This window comes from bacterium (assembly GCA_035295165.1).
Lineage (GTDB): Bacteria > Sysuimicrobiota > Sysuimicrobiia > Sysuimicrobiales > Segetimicrobiaceae > JAJPIA01.
Genome location: DATGJN010000036.1, coordinates 1 through 19,552, shown reverse-complemented (window position 1 = coordinate 19,552; position 19,552 = coordinate 1). Strand labels below are relative to the sequence as shown.

16 protein-coding genes are annotated in these 19,552 nt (G+C 69.8%); 3 read left to right on the top strand and 13 right to left on the bottom strand.

Annotated features, from left to right (window positions below; all coding sequences use genetic code 11):
• Positions 1–133: 133 nt before the first annotated feature.
• Positions 134–907 carry an LLM class flavin-dependent oxidoreductase gene (locus VKZ50_05730; protein ID HLJ59215.1) on the bottom strand — a complete coding sequence of 258 codons (774 nt, stop codon included), beginning with the start codon at positions 905–907 and terminating at the stop codon, positions 134–136.
• A 173-nt stretch (positions 908–1,080) separates the two neighbouring features.
• On the opposite strand from VKZ50_05730, the gene VKZ50_05725 reads away from it, so the two are divergent.
• Both VKZ50_05725 and VKZ50_05720 read left to right on the top strand, forming a co-directional pair.
• Positions 1,081–1,593 (top strand): intradiol ring-cleavage dioxygenase, encoded by a 513-nt coding sequence (locus VKZ50_05725; protein HLJ59214.1) that lies wholly within the window; start codon positions 1,081–1,083, stop codon positions 1,591–1,593.
• Between the two features lie 102 nt (positions 1,594–1,695).
• Entirely contained in the window at positions 1,696–2,706 is a 1,011-nt protein-coding gene (locus VKZ50_05720; protein HLJ59213.1) for an NAD-dependent epimerase/dehydratase family protein, read from the top strand.
• Positions 2,707–2,748: 42 nt separating this feature from the next.
• On the opposite strand, the gene VKZ50_05715 is transcribed toward VKZ50_05720, so the two are convergent.
• The 5 genes from VKZ50_05715 to VKZ50_05695 form a co-directional block, all read right to left on the bottom strand.
• Positions 2,749–3,336 (bottom strand): MOSC domain-containing protein, encoded by a 588-nt coding sequence (locus VKZ50_05715; GenBank protein ID HLJ59212.1) that lies wholly within the window; start codon positions 3,334–3,336, stop codon positions 2,749–2,751.
• A 147-nt stretch (positions 3,337–3,483) separates the two neighbouring features.
• Positions 3,484–5,085 carry an NAD(P)/FAD-dependent oxidoreductase gene (locus VKZ50_05710; protein ID HLJ59211.1) on the bottom strand — a complete coding sequence of 534 codons (1,602 nt, stop codon included), beginning with the start codon at positions 5,083–5,085 and terminating at the stop codon, positions 3,484–3,486.
• Between the two features lie 69 nt (positions 5,086–5,154).
• Positions 5,155–6,120, bottom strand: coding sequence for a nucleoside hydrolase (locus tag VKZ50_05705; GenBank protein HLJ59210.1), 966 nt, complete (start codon positions 6,118–6,120; stop codon positions 5,155–5,157).
• A 90-nt stretch (positions 6,121–6,210) separates the two neighbouring features.
• Positions 6,211–7,251: a sigma-70 family RNA polymerase sigma factor gene (locus VKZ50_05700; protein ID HLJ59209.1), complete on the bottom strand. Its 1,041-nt coding sequence runs from the start codon at positions 7,249–7,251 to the stop codon at positions 6,211–6,213.
• Between the two features lie 655 nt (positions 7,252–7,906).
• Complete coding sequence (locus tag VKZ50_05695) at positions 7,907–8,818, bottom strand: sensor domain-containing diguanylate cyclase (protein HLJ59208.1); 912 nt, start codon at positions 8,816–8,818, stop codon at positions 7,907–7,909.
• 465 nt (positions 8,819–9,283) lie between these two features.
• Here VKZ50_05695 and VKZ50_05690 point away from each other — a divergent pair, with 465 nt between their 5' ends.
• Positions 9,284–11,611: a penicillin acylase family protein gene (locus VKZ50_05690; protein HLJ59207.1), complete on the top strand. Its 2,328-nt coding sequence runs from the start codon at positions 9,284–9,286 to the stop codon at positions 11,609–11,611.
• A gap of 19 nt (positions 11,612–11,630) precedes the next feature.
• Here the strand turns inward: VKZ50_05690 and VKZ50_05685 are convergent, their stop codons facing one another.
• The 7 genes from VKZ50_05685 to proC form a co-directional block, all read right to left on the bottom strand.
• Positions 11,631–12,398 (bottom strand): enoyl-CoA hydratase/isomerase family protein, encoded by a 768-nt coding sequence (locus VKZ50_05685; protein HLJ59206.1) that lies wholly within the window; start codon positions 12,396–12,398, stop codon positions 11,631–11,633.
• Between the two features lie 76 nt (positions 12,399–12,474).
• Positions 12,475–13,755, bottom strand: a complete 1,281-nt coding sequence (locus VKZ50_05680; protein ID HLJ59205.1) for a S1 RNA-binding domain-containing protein — start codon at positions 13,753–13,755, stop codon at positions 12,475–12,477.
• Between the two features lie 140 nt (positions 13,756–13,895).
• Entirely contained in the window at positions 13,896–14,321 is a 426-nt protein-coding gene (locus tag VKZ50_05675; GenBank protein HLJ59204.1) for a thioesterase family protein, read from the bottom strand.
• A gap of 91 nt (positions 14,322–14,412) precedes the next feature.
• Positions 14,413–15,297 carry an ABC transporter permease gene (locus tag VKZ50_05670; GenBank protein HLJ59203.1) on the bottom strand — a complete coding sequence of 295 codons (885 nt, stop codon included), beginning with the start codon at positions 15,295–15,297 and terminating at the stop codon, positions 14,413–14,415.
• Positions 15,294–16,298, bottom strand: a complete 1,005-nt coding sequence (locus VKZ50_05665) for an ABC transporter permease (protein HLJ59202.1) — start codon at positions 16,296–16,298, stop codon at positions 15,294–15,296. The genes VKZ50_05670 and VKZ50_05665 overlap by 4 nt, the downstream gene beginning before the upstream one ends.
• Positions 16,299–16,385: 87 nt before the next feature.
• Positions 16,386–18,002: an ABC transporter substrate-binding protein gene (locus VKZ50_05660; GenBank protein ID HLJ59201.1), complete on the bottom strand. Its 1,617-nt coding sequence runs from the start codon at positions 18,000–18,002 to the stop codon at positions 16,386–16,388.
• 259 nt (positions 18,003–18,261) lie between these two features.
• Positions 18,262–19,080 carry a pyrroline-5-carboxylate reductase gene (gene proC, locus VKZ50_05655; GenBank protein ID HLJ59200.1) on the bottom strand — a complete coding sequence of 273 codons (819 nt, stop codon included), beginning with the start codon at positions 19,078–19,080 and terminating at the stop codon, positions 18,262–18,264.
• Positions 19,081–19,552: the final 472 nt, after the last annotated feature.

Genomic DNA, 19,552 nt, shown 5'->3' with positions numbered 1-19,552 from the left:
TCCAGTTCCTGACCGTCATGGCGACCAAGATGCCGTTCATCGGCCGAGGCTGACCGACCCTCCGGCGCCGGCTCCGCGAACACGAGCGGTCGCGACCCCGAGCGTCCGAGATCGACGCAGGGTCGTCGTGGCGCTACGGCTTCGTCGCCCGGAGGAGCGCCACGTGCTCGTCGACCGTGTCTTTGCCGGTGATCGCGCGGACGACGACCTCGTCCACCGCCCCGTACCACGTTGACAGCGCAGACGGGAGGGCATCCGCGCTCTGAACCGCGATCGCCGTCTGCTCCGGCGTCACTCCCATGCGCGCGAAGTGGGCCGCGTACGCCGGATACGCCGCGTAGTTGCGCGCCTCCACCATGAGTCTCTCGCGGGCGGCGGCCCCCAGCGCGACGCGCACGTACGCAAAGAGCGCCGGCGGTTGTCGATTCGCGGCAGCCGCGCCGGCGCGCACCCATTCGGCCGATCGACGCGCGTGCTCGGGCGTCAGCCAGTTGAGAAGCACCCCGTCGGCGACCTCTCCGGCGAGGCGGCACATCTGGGGACCGAGGGCCGCGGCGATGAGCCGCGCCGCAAGCGAGGATCGCAACGTCGCGATGCCCTCGCGCAGGCGGCTCAGCGCCCCCGGGTTCGCGCTGCCGACCCCCAGGAGGAGCCGACCGGGCGGCAACGCGTTGTCCCGCACGCCGTGTTCGATGCTGTCCGGCCCGCGCCGCTGCAGCGGGATCACGCCGACCCCAAGATCCACGCGCGTGGTCTCCCGGGCGGCGACTCCGAGCGACGCGAGTCCGTCCGTCGGCCCCGGATGGTTAACCCAGAAGGAATCGTACCCGAGCCCTTCGGCCTCTCGTGCGGTCTCGCGGATGATCTCGGGCGCCACGCCCGCAAACACTGCAAACCCGCGTCGCATCGCGACCTCCTCTCGAAACACCCTTGCCTTGGTTCGCTGAACTCTTCTGCGAAGCTCGGGGCCGCGTCCTTCGGGCCGGCACCGCGACTTTTCGGGCAGGAGCGCCTCGGGGTTATCGGGAAGCGGGAGCGTGCAGCCGGGTCCACGCACGTATCCTCCGGGAGGGAATGTTAGTGACAGCACCAGGCCCAACACGACGGCGCGCGCCGATCGCAGCCTCGGTCGCCACCACCGCCCTCGCGATGCTCGCGCTCGGCGTGCTCGGCGCGGCCCCGACGGGCGCGGCGGCGCCGTCGACACCGGCCAAGTGCGCGCTCACACCCTCGGACGCCGGCGACCCGGCCTACAGGCCGAACGCCCCTGTGCGGTCGTCGGTCGGCAGTGGGTTCATGTTGACCGGGATCGTCCGCTGCGGGATCGACTGCGCGCCGATCCCGCGCGCCCGCGTGGAGTTCTGGTTGCGCGGACCCGACGGTCAGTACGACGACGCACACCGTGGGACCGTCATCGCGGACGCCGGAGGGCGGTACCGCATCCAGAGCAACTTCCCCGGCGGCACCGAGTTCCGGCCCCACATTCACCTGCGCATCGAAGTCGCGGGGTTTCGCCCGCTCGTCACCGTGTGTTTCCCTCAGGGCGGGAGCCAGGCGGGCGCGATGGACCTCGTCCTCGAACCGGAGCTGTGACGGTCCGGTGCCCTCGCGAGGACTGCAGCGCCGGCCCGTGCCCATCAGCGACGCCGCCGAACACCGGCGCGTAGGCTCGGGAGCGGTCGAGCGCCACACGCGATGAACATCCTGATTCTTGGCGGGACGCGGTTCGTCGGCCGGCATCTCGCCGAGGCGGCCCTGGTGCGCGGTCACCGCGTGTCGTTGTTCAATCGCGGGACGTCCGACCCCCATCCCGCCATCGACGCAGAAAGTCTGCGAGGCGACCGGGACGGCAACCTGGCCGCCCTGCGCGGCCGCAGCTGGGACGCGGTGATCGACACGTCGGGGTATGTGCCCCGCGTCGTTCGCGCGTCCGCCGACCTGCTCGCGCCGCGCGTCGGACACTATACGTTCATCTCGACGGTCAGCGTCTACGGCCCCGTCACGCCAGGGTCGCTCGTCGACGAGCGGGCGCCGCTCCAAACCGTCGACGACGACACGCGCGAGGACTACCTGGATCCGGAGGTTTACGGGGGGCTGAAGCGCCTCTGCGAACGCGCCGTGGAGGCTCGCATGCCGGACCGCGTGCTCATCCCGCGGCTCAGCCTCGTGGTCGGGCCGCTCGATCCGACCGATCGCTTTACGTACTGGCCGACCCGCGTCGCGCGTGGAGGCGCCGTGCTGGCGTTTGACCGGCCGGATCGCCCGATCGTCCCATTCATCGATGCGCGCGACGCCGCACGGTGGATCGTCGCCGGCCTGGAGGCCGGCCGGACCGGTGTGTTCAACGTCGGCGGCAAAACGGGCGTCACGATCGGCGAGGTGCTCGAGACGTGCCGGATCGTCGGCGGCGCGCCCGACGCGTCGTGGGTGTGGGTGAACGAGGCGTTCCTGGCTCAACACGGCGTCGGGCCGTGGCTGGAACTGCCACTGTGGGTGCCGCGCGAACGCGACTCTCTTGCTGGGCTGGATTCGAGCAAGGCCGTCGGCGCCGGTCTCGAGCGCCGACCGCTGGCCGAGACCGTTCGCGATCTCCTGACGTGGGACCGCAGCCGCCCTGCGTCCGTGACACGCCGGGCCGGATTGGCCGCCGACCGGGAAGCTGCGCTCCTGGAGCAATGGCGGCTGCCACGGAACGACCCACGCTGACGGACGGTCGCGCGCGGCCCGAGGGTGGGCCCACCGCCTGTTTCAGACCGGCTCCAGCGGTCGGTGCGGCGGCGGCGGTAGCTCGATGCGGATCGGGTCGCCGGGCCGTACCTCGCCGCCCGCGAGAACCACGCCCATGACGCCGGCCTTGCGAATCAGGTTGCCGCGCGCGTCGCGTCCCAGCGTCGCCGCCATGAGCCCCGGGTGGATGCGATTCAGCTGGGTGCAGGGGTTGCGGAGGCCCGTCACTTCGACCACGGCCGTGTCACCAAGACGCAGCCGCGTGCCGGTCGGCAGCCCAAGCAGATCGACACCTCGCGTCGTGACGTTTTCACCCATCTGACCGGCCGCCACGGCAAACCCGGCGGCTCGCAGCGCGTCATGCAACTCGGCCTGGATCAGGTGCACCTGGCGCAGATTCGGCTGGCTCGGGTCGCGCGCCACGCGCGAGCGATGCTGGACCGTCTCACCCAGATGCGCGTCGTCCTCGACGCCCAGGCCGGCCAGCAGCCGGATGCTCGCCTGATTCGGCTTGGTCAGGGTGTGCCTCCCGCTGCGGCTCACCGCCACCACCAGCCCGCCCGGCGCACCCCCTCCCGCCTCCGATCCGCTCGGGACGGTGCCATCCATGGCCGCCGGGCCGTCTCGCCGCCGCTCGCTCCCACCGAGAGAGGAAACCATCACACGTAGGACGCAGGCGCGCGCGTGGGCGTTCGCCGCAGCCGGCCACGAGATCGCGCCTCGCGCACTGCCGTCGCGCCGAGCGTCATCCGTGTCTCACCCCGCTACACCCCTCGCCTGGTCTGCGAGAATTTCGCGCGCCGCGTTGAAGCCAGGAGCACCCATCACGCCGCCCCCGGGATGGGCTCCCGCGCCGCACAGGTACAGCCCGCGCACCGGAGTTCGGTACCGCGCCCACCCGGGCACCGGCCGCATGAAGAACAGACGGTCGAGCGTCATGTCTCCGTGGAAGATGTCGCCCCCCGTGAGGCCGAACACGCGCTCGAGATCCAGCGGGCTCAGCACCTGCCGGTGCGCAATGAGATTCTTGATGTTCGGAGCGTATGCGGCGAGCGTATCAATCACGCGGTCGGCGTAGGTCTCCTTGCACGCGTCCCACGAGCCGCCTCGCAACCCGTATGGGGCGTACTGGACGAAGATCGACATGACGTGCTTGCCCTCCGGGGCGAGCGAGGGGTCGTACGTCGTGGGGATCGTGACCTCCAAGAACGGCGCGGCGGACGGCTCACCCCGGTTCGCATCCTCCCACGCGCGGTCGATGTAGTCCATGGTGGGACCGATATGCGTGGTGCCTCGATGCTGGGGGCCGGTCGAGGCACCGGGTGCCGCGGTGAAGTCGGGCAGGCCTTCGAGCGCGAGGTTGATCTTCATCGCGACGCCATCCATCCTGATGGCCTCGACGTCGCGGCGGAACTCAGCCTCCAGCAGCTCGGGAGGGAGCAGTGAGAGCAGCGTGCGCTTGGGGTCCGCGTTCGACGCCACCAGCCGTCCGCAGACCTCCTCGCCGGTGCTGAGCGCCACCCCGTACGCCCGGCCGTTTTGCACCAGGACGTGCGCGACCTCGGCGTTCGTGCGGATCGTCGCGCCGTGTGACCGGGCCGACGCGGCCAGCGCGTCGCTGAGCGCCCCCATGCCGCCGCGCACAAATCCCCACAGTCCGCGCTTCCCGGCAGCCTGCCCCATGCAGTGATGGAAGAGCACGTACGCGGTCCCCGGTGTGGACGGTCCCCCGCGGGCACCGATGACCCCGTCGGTGCACAGGGACGCCTTCAGCTCCGGCGAGTCGAACCACGCATCCAAGAAATCACGCGCGCTCTGCGTGAGGATCCGGATGCCCTGGGTGAGCGTCTGGGGCGGCAGCCGCATCGTCTGCCAGGCCAGGCGTCCGAGTTGCCAGACGTCGGCGACACGGCGGGACTGCAGATCCGGGGGCGTCGTCAGCAGCCAAGGCTCGACGAACTCCGCCAGACGGGCCAGGAACGCCTCGTAGTCGGCGTAGCGGGCCGCGTCGCGGCGCGAGAACCGTGCGATCTCGTCGGCCGTCTTGCGCTCGTTGCGCCAGACAAACAGGGCGCGTCCGTCCGGAAACGGACTGAAGAAGGCCGGGTCCTTCGGCAGGACCTCATATCCGAATCGCGCGAGGTGGAGATCATCGATGATCCGCGGGTGCATCAGGCCGCACAGGTACGCCGCGGTGGACACCCGGTAGCCGGGCCACACGTCCTCCGTTACGCAGGCGCCGCCGACGACGTGACGGCGTTCCAGAACGAGGACGCGGAGACCGGCGCGGGCGAGGTAGGCGGCCGTGACCAGGCCGTTGTGGCCGCCTCCCACGATGAGGGCATCATAGGACGTCATGAACACACATCTTCCGCACCGGGTCGGGGACCCCTTGCGTCGCACGTACCGGCCGCCACGCTCGGCGACTCAGGGGAGCGCGGCGAGCGCGTCCTCGAGCAGGCGGAGGAACGCGGGGCGGTCGAGCCGCACCCCGACCCGCGCATTGGGGGCCTCGCCGCGGGGCGCGGCGTCGGACTGCGCCGCGGGGTTGAACTCCACGAGGTGGCGAGTGTCGCACACGGTCATCCCGCGCGTGTGTTCACCGCGCAACTCGACGACGACGTGCATCGGCATCCACGAGATGAGCGGAGGGTCCAGCAGGATCGCCACCGCGCACGGGTCGTGGAGCGGACCGGTGGCATTGCCGGAGCGCGCCTGCCGCGACAGGTAGAAGCGTAGCAACGCCGCCACCGCGCGGGCGGTGCGCGTGCCGAGCGTCTCGATCCGCGCGACGCCGTCGAGATCGATACCGGCCTGGCGGGTCAGGTTGAGGCCGCACATCCAGAGGGGGACGCCGCTGCGGAAGACGATGTCCGCCGCCTCAGGATCGAACCAGGTGTTGAACTCCGCGCCCACCGTCATGTTGCCCACGGTCACGGAGCCGCCCATCAGCGTGATTCCGTCGATCCGGCCTGCGATGTCGGGAGCCGTGCGCAGGGCGACGGCGAGATTGGTCAGCGGCCCGGTGGCGATGATCGTGACGCCCTCGCGTGCCCGCACCGTGTCGATCAGGAACGGGACGCCTCTTCGGCGATCGGCCTGCCGCCGGACCGGCGGGAACTCGTAGCCGTCGAGCCCGCTCTTGCCGTGAATGGCGTCTCCGAACACCGGCGTCTGCACGAGCGGCGCCGCGCACCCTCGTGCCACGGGGACGTCCAGCCCCGCGAGCTCGACGATGCGCAACGCGTTGAGCGTGGTCCGATCGACGTCCACGTTGCCGGCGACGGTGGTGATGCCGAGGATCTCGAAGTGGCGCGCCGCCACCAGAATGGCGAGCGCGTCGTCGTGCCCCGGATCGCAGTCCAGGATCACCGGCCGTCGACCGGACCGCACCGATCCCGCCTCCCCGACGGCGCCGTCCGCACCGGGCGCCGTCGGTACGGGATTCCCGCCGGGCTTCCCGATCCCTGTCCCCCCGAGCTGCTACGGCCAGACGATGACGATCGGTCCGCTCGGCGCGGCGCCCGCGCCTCCCGGTCCGGCCGGAGCGCCACCCTCCGGCTCGAGGGTCACCTCGACGGCGGCGGGAGGCGTCGCCAACGCCGCGCCTTCGGCGATCAGCCGACCCTCACCCTGGGCGTCCAGGTGGAGCACGCCGAGCGAGGTCCACGCGCCGTCGTGCCGCACCCACGCCCGGTACTGTCTCCCCGCCGGCGCGGGCGCCAAGTGCGACACGGTCAGCACGGCCATCGACACGCCCGGGCGGCTCCGGTACTGCCCGTGCGCCGCCACAGGCGCGCTGGGCGTCGCCCTGAGCCGGAGCGCCTCCGTTTCGCTCGTGGTCACGAGCGCCAGCGCCCGTTCGTCCCGCTCCCGCGCCACCTGTTCCGAGCGATACCCGACTCCGGCCGCCCCGAGCAGGATCGCGATCGCCACTCCGGCCGTGAGCGGAGCGAGCTTGCCCCGAAGCTTCTGCAACCCGGTGCGAATCCGTGTCTTGGCCGTGCCGAGCGGGAGGCGCAGCTCCTCGGCGATCTGTTCGTGCGTACGGTCCTCGAAGAACGCGAGCTCGATGGCTTCGCGCTGGGCGGACGGCAGCTCCGCGAACGCGGAACGGACGGCCGAGCGGACGGATTCGCGCCAGGCCACTTCATCCGGCCCGGGCGCTTGGTCCGCCAGGCTCGCCAAGTGCAGGCCGTCCGGGTCGTCCGCGACCTGCGGCCTCCGGCCCCGGTGGCGAAGCTCGTTCAGGATGCGGTAGTGGGTGATCTGCAACATCCACGGCCGGAACGCGCCGCGCAGCGGATCGAAGGTGGACGCCTTGCGCCAGACGGTCAGAAAGACGTCCTGCACGACCTCCTCCGCGGCAGCTCGGTCGAGCGTGTGATTGGCGAGGTTGAACACCAGCCGCGCGTATCGGCTGTAGAGCGGCCCGAGCGCCTCCTGCCTGCCCGCCGCGAGGTCGCGCATCAGCCGCTCATCGGTCTGGTCCTGTCTCGGTGATCCCGTCCGGAATGCTGTCATCGCTGGTCCATACCGCCCCGCCGTCGTGGCCTCGTGGAGACGCGGCGCGGACCGGCGACCGTGTGGTCCGCCGACCCGGAGCCCCGTACCGCGGACAACGCGCGGCCACCGGACCCTGCGTGCCTCTCCAGAGGCTGATACACCGGTAGACGGAGGTTGGATTGCGTCGCCGTGAACCCGCGCGGGGCGCCGTCGCGCTCCAGACAGACGTGCGGCCCGCCCGTCCCGGGCAGGCCGCACGTCACTCCATGGGATCGATCGAGCGGTAACGTCCAGCGGCGGCGCCTCCGCGACACGGAGGCGCCGCGGGCGGACAGATCAGTGACCGCAGCTACACGCGCCGCCGCAGCCGCAGCCACCCGACGGCGGCGCCGGAGTCTCCCCGCGGCCCCCTCCGACCATCACGAGAACCGGCGTAAACACGCGCTTCGTCTTCGCCGCGCCGCAACTGGGGCACGCGGGCACGCCACGGGACTCGTACTCAGCCACCGTGGCCGTCATCTCGAACTCCCGCCCGCAGGACTTGCACTGGAACACGTATGTCATGGTCTCACCACCGTCCTCGTATCCGTCCGCCCGCAGAGCCAAAGTCCGCTCGGCGCGGCACGTTCGCAATGCTCAGTTCGCGCGAGCGCCCACCGGTTCCTCCACGGAATCACAGCCGCTGCTTCATGACATACAACCGGGCGTCGGCCTCCCCGATCAGGGTCTCGGGGTCGTCCCCGTCATCGGGCCACGCGGCGATCCCCCAACTGAAGCCGAGCGGGATCCGGCCGCCGGTCTCGTCGGGGACGCTGATCGCCGCAGCCCCCAACCGGTCCAGCACGCGCTCGGCCTGCGTGTGTGTCGTGTTCGGGAGCAACAGCATGAACTCGTCGCCGCCGAACCGGGCGACGAGATCGGTCGCGCGGATCTGTTTCGACAGATGGAGCGCCACCGTCACGAGCGTGCGGTCGCCGGCCGCATGTCCCATCGTGTCGTTCACGCGCTTGAACCCGTTCAGATCCAGGATGGCCACGACCAGGCTCCCGCCGGTGCGGCGCACTCGCTTGATCTCCAGCGTCAGACGATCGAGGAACAAGCGCCGGTTGGCAAGCCCGGTCAGCGCGTCCGTCGCCGCGAGCGCCTTCAATTGCTCGTGCAGGTTCGCGACTTCGATCGCTCCCGCGAGGTACCGGGCCACCACCGTAAGCAGGTTGAGGTCGGCGTCGGTGAAGGCGTCGGGCTCTCGGCGATGCGCGCTCAGCACGCCGATCGTGCGAGCGCGCACGGTCAACGGTGTGTAGATGCCGGACCGGACGATCGGCCCATGGTGGAACGTCCGCGCCTCCCCGTGCACGTCCGCGACACGGCGGGGGGCGCCCGACGCGTAGACCTCGCCGTACACGCCCTTGTCAGAGGGAACGACGAACCCGAGGTAGATCCGTTGAAGCCCCGACGCCGCGCGGATGACGAACTGATGCGACGCGTCGTCGCCGAGCAGCGCGATCGCGCAAGAGTCAAAACCGGTGTCCTCCCGCAGCACCCGCAGGACGTGCTCCAGCAGGTCCGGCAGGCTGAGCACCATCGTGAACTCGGATGCGAGCCGCGCAAGGAACGCCAACGCTTTGTCTGGCCCGGTTGGTGATGCACGTCGGGGCGCTCGCTTGGATCGAACGGGAGGGTTTCCCACGCCGGCCATTCCTCCGCGCGACAGGTCTGCGGTAAACGGAGGGTACGCAGGACCGCCACCGCGCGGACGCCCTCGGGCGCACCACCGGCGCGCCCACAAGCATGCGAATCCAGCCTCTCCCCCGCGACGCTGGGGTTCGGTGCGCGGAAAGGGACTCCTGCTCTCCACGTGCGCGTCGGCGCGACGTCGCCGCGATGGAATCTCCATGCAAGATCGACGCGCGATCGACGCACCGCAACGGACACCCGGCAGGATCTGCCTCCCCCCCCTCGAACAGCCGGGTAGCCTCGCGCGGCCGATCTCACCTGGCCCCGGCCTCGGGTACGGTGAGCGACCGCGCCCACATCACGGGAGCGTACGATGACGCTGACCCCGCAGGCTCTCGCAGCGGCTCTTCCCGACCTCGACGGATCGGTCCCGGCGCCGGGCCTTCGCGCGCAGGCCGAGATCTGGCGTGATCCGGACGGCATCCCCCATCTCACCGCGGCCTCAGTCGAGGATGTGTTCTTCGCGCAGGGGTTCGTGCACGCCCAGGACCGGCTGTGGCACATGGAGTTCGACCGCCGCCGCGCCCATGGCCGCTGGGCGGAGTACGCAGGCGCCGCGTTCGTTCCTCAGGACCTCTTCTTTCGCCGCCTTCGCCTCGGCGCCTCGGCCCGCAGCGACTACGACGCCCTCAACGCGGAAAGCCGGGCGGTGCTGGACGCCTACGCCGCCGGCGTCAACGCGTTCGTGGCGACGACGCGCGTGCTGCCGATCGAGTTCGCACTGCTGGAGACGCGCCCGGAGCCGTGGACCCCGTGGGACAGCCTGGCCGTCTTCAAGGTGCGCCACGCGGACATGGGCTCGTGGCAGTCTAAGCTCTGGCGCGCCCGGCTCCTCGGTTATCTCGGGCCGGACATGACCGCGTGGCTGTGTCCCGGCGGACAACGGAACCCAACGCTGATCGTGCCGCCCGGCGCCACCTATCGCGGACCGACGCCCGACGGTCTCGACGCATTCACGGGAGCCGCCGCGGCGCTTGCGGACATCGAGCTCGGCGGGGGCAGCAACAACTGGGCGCTGTCGGGACGGCGGACGGCGTCCGGGAAGCCGCTCGTCGCCGGTGACCCGCACCGGGCGCTCGAGGTGCCGAACGTCTACTATCAAAATCATCTCGCCTGCCCGGAGTTCGACGCCGTCGGGTTTTCGTTCCCGGGGGTGGCCGGCCTGCCGCACTTCGGCCACAACCGGTTCGTGGCGTGGTGCGTGACGCACGCGATGGGCGACTACCAGGACCTCTTCATCGAACGGTTTCATCCCGACGACGCGAGGCGGTATTGGTTCCGAGGGGAGTGGCGGCAGGCGGAGATCGTGCGGGAGACGATTCGCGTGCGAGGCGCCTCGCCGGTCACCGTGGACGTCACGATCACGCACCACGGGCCGGTTGCCGCCGGCGATCCGGCGCGCGGGCACGCGATCGCGTTCTGTTACAGCGCCACGAACGGGCCGAATCGAACGTTCGAGGCGTGCGTGCCGATGCTGCGCGCGGTCTCGGCCGACGCCCTCGAGGACGCGATGCGGCCGTGGGTCGAGCCCGCCAACAACTTCGTCTTCGCGGACGTGTACGGCACGATCGGGTATCGCACGCGCGGCCAGATCCCGATCCGCGCGGCCGCAAACGCCTGGCTCCCGGTACCCGGCTGGGACGGCGCGCACGAGTGGCGCGGGACGATCCCGTTCGAGGAGATGCCCGCCTACCGGAACCCCGACACGGGCTGGATCGCCACTGCGAACGGACGCATCACGGGGCCGGAGTACCCGCACTACCTCGGGCTCGATTTCGCCGCGGACTTTCGAACGCGGCGGGTGATCGAGCGTCTCGGCCCGCTCGAGCGGGCCACCGCGGACGACATGGCGGCGATCCACGCCGACCGCGCGTCGATCCCCGCAGGTGAGCTGCGAGACCTGCTGGGCGCGGTCACCCCGAACGGCCCCGCGGCGCGGGAGGCGCTCGAGCGGCTGCGCGCCTGGGACGGGGCGATGGTGCCCGACGCGGTCGCGCCCACGATCTACGTTGCGCTTCGGGAGCGGCTGATGCGCGATCTGCTGAGCCCGGTTCTCGGACCGCTGGCCCTGGACGCCTTCGCCGCGACGCCCGGCGGCGGCGTCGCGCACATGGCGCGGCTCAGGGCGCGCCTCACCGAATGGATCCGCGAGGACGACCGCACGCTGCTTCCGGCCGACCGCGACTGGCCGGCCGCGATCGGCCGCGCGCTCGACGGTGCGGCGGCCGATCTCCGCGCGGCGCTCGGCGGGGACGTCGAGTCGTGGCGCTGGGACCGAGTCCACGTCACCCAACCGCGCCATCCGCTCACGACCGTGTTCCCGCAACACGCGGCCCTGTTGAATCCGCCCTCGGTCGGGGCCGGCGGCGACGGAGACACCGTGCAGGCCGCCGCGTTCGTCCCCGGCGCGGGATACGGGGTCACGACCACGTCGGTCGCCCGCTACGTCTTCGATCTGGGGGACTGGAACAGGAGTGCGTGGATCGTCCCCCTGGGCGCCTCAGGCCATCCCGGGAGCCCACACTACGCGGACCAAGCGAGGGATTGGGCGCAGATCCGCCTCCGCCCGATGCGCTACGACTGGGACCGTATCCGTACGGACGCCGCGCATCATCAGCGGCTCATCCCGACGCGCTCGTAACCGCGCGACGCACCGCCGCTCAGCGCCCCGTCCACTGGGGCGTGCGCTTCTCGAGAAACGCCGCGACGCCCTCTTGAAAATCGGCGCTGTCGTAGCAGGTCTTGACCAGGTCGTGGCCCGGATCGTCGGCCAGCAATCGATGGACGACTCGCCGCACCGCCTCCTTGCTGACGCGTAGGGTCAGCGGCGGCGCGAGGGCGATCGCCTCGGCGATCTCGCGCACGCGGTCGCCGAGGGCCTCCGTCGGCACCACCTCGTTCACCAATCCCCACGAAAGCGCTTCCGCGGCGTCCACGTGGCGGCCGGTGTAGATCATCTCCTTCACCCGCGCCGGTCCCAGCAGGGCGGTCAGCCGGCCGTAGTTTTTCATCGACAGGCAGTTCCCCAACCGGATGATCGGGATGCCGAACCGGGCGTTCTCGGCCACGATCCGCAGATCGCACGCGACCGAGACCGTCATTCCGCCCCCGACCGCAAAGCCGCGCACCGCGGCGATCGTGGGCTTGGTCACGCCCTCCAACCGCCCGATCACGTGGTCGATGCGTTCCTCGTAGTCGATCCCGGCCTGGGGGTTACCGCGGAACGCCGGAAACTGGGCGATGTCCGTGCCGGAAATGAACGCCCGATCTCCGCGTCCCGAGATCACGAGCACGTTGATCCGCCCGTCCCGGTCCACCTCGTCGCACACCTCGACCAGCCGTTGGTACATCGCCCAGGTCATCGCGTTTCGCTGCTCCGGGCGATTCACGGTGAGGTAGGCCACCCCGTGCGTCACCTCAAACAGCATCTCGGGTTGGTCCACGGCGGACACACCTCCTGGGGCGTCGCGGGAGATCCGCGGCGTGAGAACGTCTGGAACCGGATCAGGCGCCGGGGGTCGAACGAGGGGGGGTCTCGCCTCCGCTCGGAGCATCCGGACGCGGCTGCGGGGGGCGCACGTCGGCCCCGGACGACTCCGGCGCGGGGCTCGGGCCGGTCACGACCTGGCGGAGCAACTCGCCTGCGATGTCACCGATCGTCACCCGGCCTTCGTCGCCCTGCGCGGTAATGAACTCTTTGACCCGCGCGCGCTCGCGCTCCCGGGCGAGGCGCTTGAGACTCAGGATCATGCGCCGCTCCTCAGGACGAATCTCGGTCACGAGGGCCTCGACCGACTGCCCCGCCTGCACGATGTCGTCGACCTTCTGCACGCGCTTCTCCGCGAGCTCCGAGATGGGAAGAAACGCGTCCACGTCGCCAAGGCGCACGAACGCACCCGACGCCACCAGCCGAACGACCTTCCCGGAAACGACCTGTCCCGTCCGGTACGCATCGCCGAGATGCTGCCATGGGTCTGGCAGAATGTGTTTCAGACCGAGCGAGATCCGTCCGGCCTCGCGGTCCACGCGAAGCACCGCGACGGTGATGTGCTGCCCGCGACGAACGACCTCGGACGGATGCTTGATGTAGGTCCAGGACATCTCGCTGATCGGCAGCAAGCCGTCCACGCCGCCGAGATCCACGAACGCGCCGAAATCGGTCAGGCGTTTCACCACGCCCTCCCGCACCTGCCCTTCTTCCAGCGACGCGAGCACCTCGGTCCGCGTCTTGGCACGCGTCTCCACCATGGCGTTCTTGTGCGACAGGATCACGCGGCCCTTGGGACGATCGACCTCGATGATCTTAAGCGGGATGCTCTGGCCGACCAGCGCCTCGAACTGCCGCCCCTTCGCCTGCGACAAATCCACGTGGCTGCCCGGCACGAACCCGCGCATCCCGAGATCGACGACGAGGCCGCCCTTGACCTTGTCGACGACCATGGCGTGGAGCACGGTGCCGGCCTGGAACGCCTGTTGGATCCGATCCCAGGCACGCGCCAAGTCGGCGCGCTTCTTGCTGAGGAGGATGCTGCCCTCGTCACCTTCGACCTTCATCACGTAGACGTCGATGCGGTCGCCGACCGCGATCCCCTCCACCGTGTCGCCCTGCGCCGACAGCTCCTTCGGGGGAATAAACCCCTCGGACTTGGCCCCGACGTCCACCAGGACCCCTTCGCTGTCCACCCGGACAACGGTCCCCTGCACGATCTGGCGCTCCGCCAAGGTGGGTATCTGCGCGAGATCGATCTCCTCCGACTGCGGCCCGGCGGGCCTCTCCTCGGACATCGGACCGTCACCGTCCTCGTTCGACACTCACACCCGCGCCGCGACACTCCGGCGGGGTGTGCAGACGTTCAGCAGCGTAACAGATGTTCCTTCGCCGGTGGAATAGGCTCTCCTGCCCTGCACGTGTCCGGTCGCCGCGATCACCGACCCGCGTGAGTCTCCGATGGACTCGGCGCCAGCAGGCGGGCGATCTCCACCGGGATGCGCCGCGCGCGGCCGGTTCGATCCACCGTCGCATGCACGGTGTACCCGTCGGCCATGAGCTCCGCGTCCGCCTTGCGCACGACCTCATACGCAAACGCGAGCGTCGCCGCCCGGACCTCGCGCACACGCGCCCGCACCACGAGCACCTCGTCGTATCGCGCGGGACGGCGGTACCGGCAGTGCGCCTCGACGACGACCAACAACCACCCCGCCGCCTCGATCTCCGCGTACGATCGTCCGCGCTCGCGAATCAACTCCGTTCGCGCCGCCTCGAACCAGACGAGATAGCTCGAGTGGTGCGCCACCCCCATCTGATCGGTCTCGGCGTAGCGAACACGAATCTCGAGGCCGGCTGCGTGCATCGAACCCTCCTGTGAACGCGCGAGAAGGTTCGACGCCAAAACGTCGGAGGTCCTCCCCGTTCATTACGGGTGTGCGCGCCGGGAGGTTCCGTCAGAACCCGCGGCCGCGCAGCCGAGGGTCGAGCAGGTCGCGCAGGCCGTCGCCGACGAGGTTGAAGCCGACGACGGTGATCAGAATCGCGAGCCCCGGGAACGTCGCGATCCACGGCGCGGTGAGCATGTACGAGCGCCCGGTCGCGAGCATCGAGCCCCACTCCGGCGTCGGCGGGCTCGCGCCCAGCCCCAGAAACGACAGGCCGGCCGTCTCGACGATCGTAAACCCCACCGTCAGCGTCGCCATGACGATGATCGGCGACAGAACGTTGGGCAGGACGTGCCGCGCGAGGATCCGTAGCGCGCCCGCGCCGACCGCGCCCGCCGCCTCGACGAACTCCTGCTCCCGGATCGCCAGCACCGCGCCCCGCACGACCCGCGCGAACTGCGGCGTGTACACGATGCCGATCGCGATCATCGCGTTGGTCAGGCTCGGCCCGAGGATCGCGACAACGATCATCGCGAGCAGCAGGTACGGAAACGCGAGCATCACGTCCACGAGCCGCATCACCGCCGCGTCCACGCGTCCGCCGAAGTATCCGGCGACGATGCCCAAGACGACCCCGAGCAGCATCGCGATGCCGTCGGCGATCACCCCAACCACCAGGGCGATCCTGGCTCCGTACACGCAACGGGAGAAGATGTCCCGGCCGAATTCGTCCGTCCCGAACAGATGGGTCGCCTGCGGTGCCTTGAGCTGGTCGGCGAACGCCTGATCGATCGGATTGTACGGCGCGATCTGGTGCGCGAACGCCGCCGACCCGACGACGACGACGAGCACCATGACCCCCACGAGCAGGTTCGGGCTCCGCAGGAGCCGTTGCCACGATAGGGCGGCGAGACGGCGTTGACGCCGAGGCAGCGCGACGTCGACCGTCGTCATGCGTAGCGGATCCGCGGGTCGAGGTACGCGTACAGGATGTCCACCAAGAGGTTCGCCAGCACGAAGATGGCGGCGGCGATGAGCACGACCCCCTGCACCACCGGGTAGTCGCGCGCCAGCACGCTCGTGATCGCCAAACGCCCTAGTCCCGGCAGCGCAAAAATCGTCTCGGTCAGGACGGCGCCACTCAGCAGCAGGCCGAGCTGGAGGCCGATCAAGGTGACGACCGGCAGCAGCGCGTTCCGCAGCGCGTGGCGACTGACCACCCATCGCTCCCCCACGCCTTTGGCGCGCGCCGTCCGCACGTAGTCGAGGTTGAGCACCTCGAGCATCGTCGATCGCGACATCCGGGCGATCGTGGCCATCGACGTTGCCCCCAGCGCGACCGCCGGCAGCACGAGGTGCGCGGCGCTGCTCCTGACCAGCGTCCAGTTGCCGGTGAGCAGCCCGTCCACGAGCGGCATGCCGGTGATCCGGTGCCACGTCATGCCCTCGTCCAGCAAGCTCCCGAGGGGCAGCCACCCCAGCACGCCCCCAAAGACGAGCAACAGGAGGATGCCGGTCCAGAAGATCGGCATCGACACGCCGATTAGCACTCCGACCATCGCGCCGGTATCCAACGCGGACCGCGGGTGCCGCGCGGCGAACACGCCGATCCCCAGCCCAAACACGACGGCGAACAGGAGCGCCGCCAGGCTCAGCTGGATCGTCACGGGCAGCGCCTGACCGATCTCCCAGATCGCCGGCTGGCGTGTCCGGAGCGACGCCCCGAAGTCTCCGTGGACCGCGCCGACGAGAAAGCGCGCATATTGGACGTACACGGGCTGGTCCAAGCCGAGTTGGTGGCGAAGTCGCGTGAGATCGGCCGCCGTTCCCTTGTCGCCAAGCAGCAGCTCCGCGACGTCGCCCGGGATCAGGTGCATCCCGAAGAACACGAGCACGCTCACGCCCAGCAAGACTGGGATGAGCTGCACGAGCCGACGCGCCACGTATTTCAGCATCGCGGCCTCACCGACGCCGCGCCCGCAGCCTCGCGAGGGGCCCGCCGGGTCGCCGGTCGGGCCCCTCCGATCCGCAAGGCCAGCGCGTTACTGCAGCGAGACGAGCTCCATGTGGAAGAACATCTGGAGCGGGTTCAGCAGGAAGCCTTTGACGTTCGCCCGCGTCGCCCGCACTTGGTTCGTGTAGTTGATGAAGATCCACGGCGCGTCGTCGTGGAGGAGCTTGTTGGCCTGCGTGTAGATCTGAGCCCGTTGGGCCTGGTTGGACACCCGCCGGCCCTGCACGATCAGTTTGTCGAACGCCGGATCGTGGTGACGCGAGTTGTTGTTCGTCCGCGCCTTCCCCGCCGCCTCGTCCCACTCGAACAGGTCGCCGAGGAAGTTGTCGGGATCGCCGTTGTCGCCCGACCAGCCGCTGATCGCCATCCCGTCCCACTGAGTGTGGCGGATCTTGTCGAGGTAGGCGCCCCACTCATACTGGGTGATTTTCACGGTTACGCCGACCTTGGCGAGGTACCCTTGGACGGCCTCGCCCAACTTGGCGCCGCCGATCGGATTGTAGCCGCGCGGGTTCGCGTACACCATCATGTCCGTCGTGAACCCGTTCGGGAACCCAGCCTCGGCCAGCAGCTGCTTCGCCTTTGCCGGATCGTACGGGTACGGGGTCACCGCCTTGTTGAACCCCCACAGCACCGGCGGCATCCCCTGGCTCGCCGTCGTCGCGCCGCCGTACAGGCCCTTGTTGATCGCGTCCTTGTCCACAGCGTAGTTCATCGCCTGCCGGACCCGGACGTCCTTGAACGGCCCGACGTCGTTCGACATCGCCACACCGAGGATGGTCAGCCCGGCCGCCGTGTAGAGTTTGAGCTGAGGGTTGCCCGTCACGCGCCCGTAGTCGGACGGGGGCACATCCGCCAGCACCTGCACCTCGTTCCGCTCCAACTTCAGCATCCGCGTCGCGCTCTCGGGCACGATCTGGAAGATGATCCGATCGACCTTCGGTTTCCCGCCCCAGTAGCTCGGGTTCGCGTCCACGGTGACGTGATCGTTCCGCACCGCCTCGACGAACTTGAACGGCCCCGTCCCCACCGGGTGCTGGCTCGCGTCGCAGTTGTATTGCTTCGTGGCCGTCGGCGACACGATCCCCTGCCAGATCATCGCCAGGCTGGTGATGAACGGCGCGTTCGGCTGCGGCAGTGTGAACCGGAGCGTGTAATCGTCCACCACATCCATCTTGGCGACGTTCCCGTCCTTCACCGATCCGAACGTGAAGTCGTCGTACGTATCGACCCCCTTGCGGCCGAGCACGTAACAGGGGTTGTTCGGATTGATCGCCCGATCGATGTCTTGACCGACCGTGCGCGCGTTCATCGGCGTCCCGTCGTGGAACGTCACCCCGTGCCGCAGTTTGAACGTGTACGTCTTTCCATCTGGGGAGATCGTCCACGACTGCGCGAGCCCCGGCCCGACGTCGCTGGATCCGGGCTTGTAGTTGACGATGCTGTCGTAGATCGTCGACATCACGAACCCCGACTCGTTGTTCTCGACGGTCTGCGGGTCCAACCCTGTCTGGTCGGCGCCGATCGCGATCACAAGCGTCTTCGCCGCCTGCGCCTGGACCTGCCCGACGCTCCACAACGCAACCGGCACGAGCGCAACCGCGAGGAGCAGCGGTAGCAGCCGGCGGATGAACACCTGCGTCATGCACCACCTCCCGTTGTGCGGATCGATCCGAGCGGTCCCGGGCCTGCCGTCCGAGCCCCCATTCCGGGACCTCCTAGAGATACGCGTTGCAAGGGAGGTGGCCCTGCCTGCGCCCCGTGCGGCGCTGCAGTTCATCCGGAGCCGGCGGTGGGCGCGCACGGCGCACAAGACCGATGGGCGAGGGTGGATCGATCACGCGAAGCGGTACGCGCCGCGTCGATGTCCGGCGCGGTCCGGTCTGGAACGGGGCGGCGACGCCTCAGGCGCCGCGCCGCAGCTCCCGCGAACGCGCGGTTGCGCGCCCCACCGCCTCCCGAACCGCGTCCGGGAAGCCAAGTTCCTCGAGCGCGCGCACGCCCGCCATCGTGGTGCCGTTGGGCGATGTCACGCGGGCCCGCAGCGCGGCCGGATCCTGTCCCGTCTCGGCGAGCATCTTCCCCGCGCCGAGCACCGTCTGCGACACGAGGTCGAGCGCGGTCTCCCGGTCGAGGCCCGCGCGCATCCCCGCTTCGACCATCGCCTCCGCGAGCAGGTAGACGTACGCGGGTCCGCTGCCGGACAGCCCGGTGACGGCGTCGAAGAGCGGCTCCGGCACGACGACAACGCGGCCGACCGCCTCGAACATCGCGCGCGCTATTTCCAGGTGAGCCCCGCCGGCCCAGCGTCCGGCGCACAGGGCCGTCGCCGACGCATTCACCGCGGTCGACGTGTTTGGCATCGTCCGGACCGCCGGGACCCCGTGGAGCCGGCGCTCGATCGTCTCGAGCGGGACCCCGGCCGCCACCGATACGACGAGATGCCGCGGCTCCGCATGCGGAGCGATCTCGCCGAGCACCTCCGCCACGTCGTGGGGCTTGACGGCGAGGACCACAACATCGCCCTCGCGCATCAACCAGGCCTTGTCCCGTGTGGTCCGGACGCCCCAGTGCGCGGCGAGACGCTCGAGCCGTTCGTCGTTGCGTTTGTTGGCCACGATGCACCGGTGCGCGGCGAACGTGCCCGTCCCGAGCAGGCCGCGCAACAGCGCTTCCGCCATGTTTCCCGCTCCGATGAGTGCCACTGAGCAATCGACTGCCATGCGCCGTCCTCCTCGGAAAACAGCAACGCCCCCTTCGCCAAAGGACGAAAGGAGCGCTTCCGTGGTACCACCTTTGTTCTCCGGCCTGCGGCCGGAGCACTCTCCGCTGTCACGGGCGACCCGGCTTCCGTTTCGCGCGCGACTCGCCGCGCTTTCGGAAGCAGCTCAGGGGGTGGGTTCAGACCCGGTCGCGGCGGCCCTCGCACCGTGTTGCGGCCGCTCTCTCCATCGCGTGCCGGCGTCCTACGTCCCCCGTCGACGCCATCTCACCGGACTTGTTGTCGCGTACTATACCATTGTGTGCCGCGGCGCGTCAAGGCGGCGAATCGCGCCGTGTAGTAGTTCAGCAATAATGTCACCCCCTAACAGTTCCGTGACTATGTCACCCTGGGACTATGACCAGGGAGACGATCATGTTGAGTCAGAAGGATCAACAGCGCGTGCAGGTCCTGACACAGGTCCATCGGGGCAC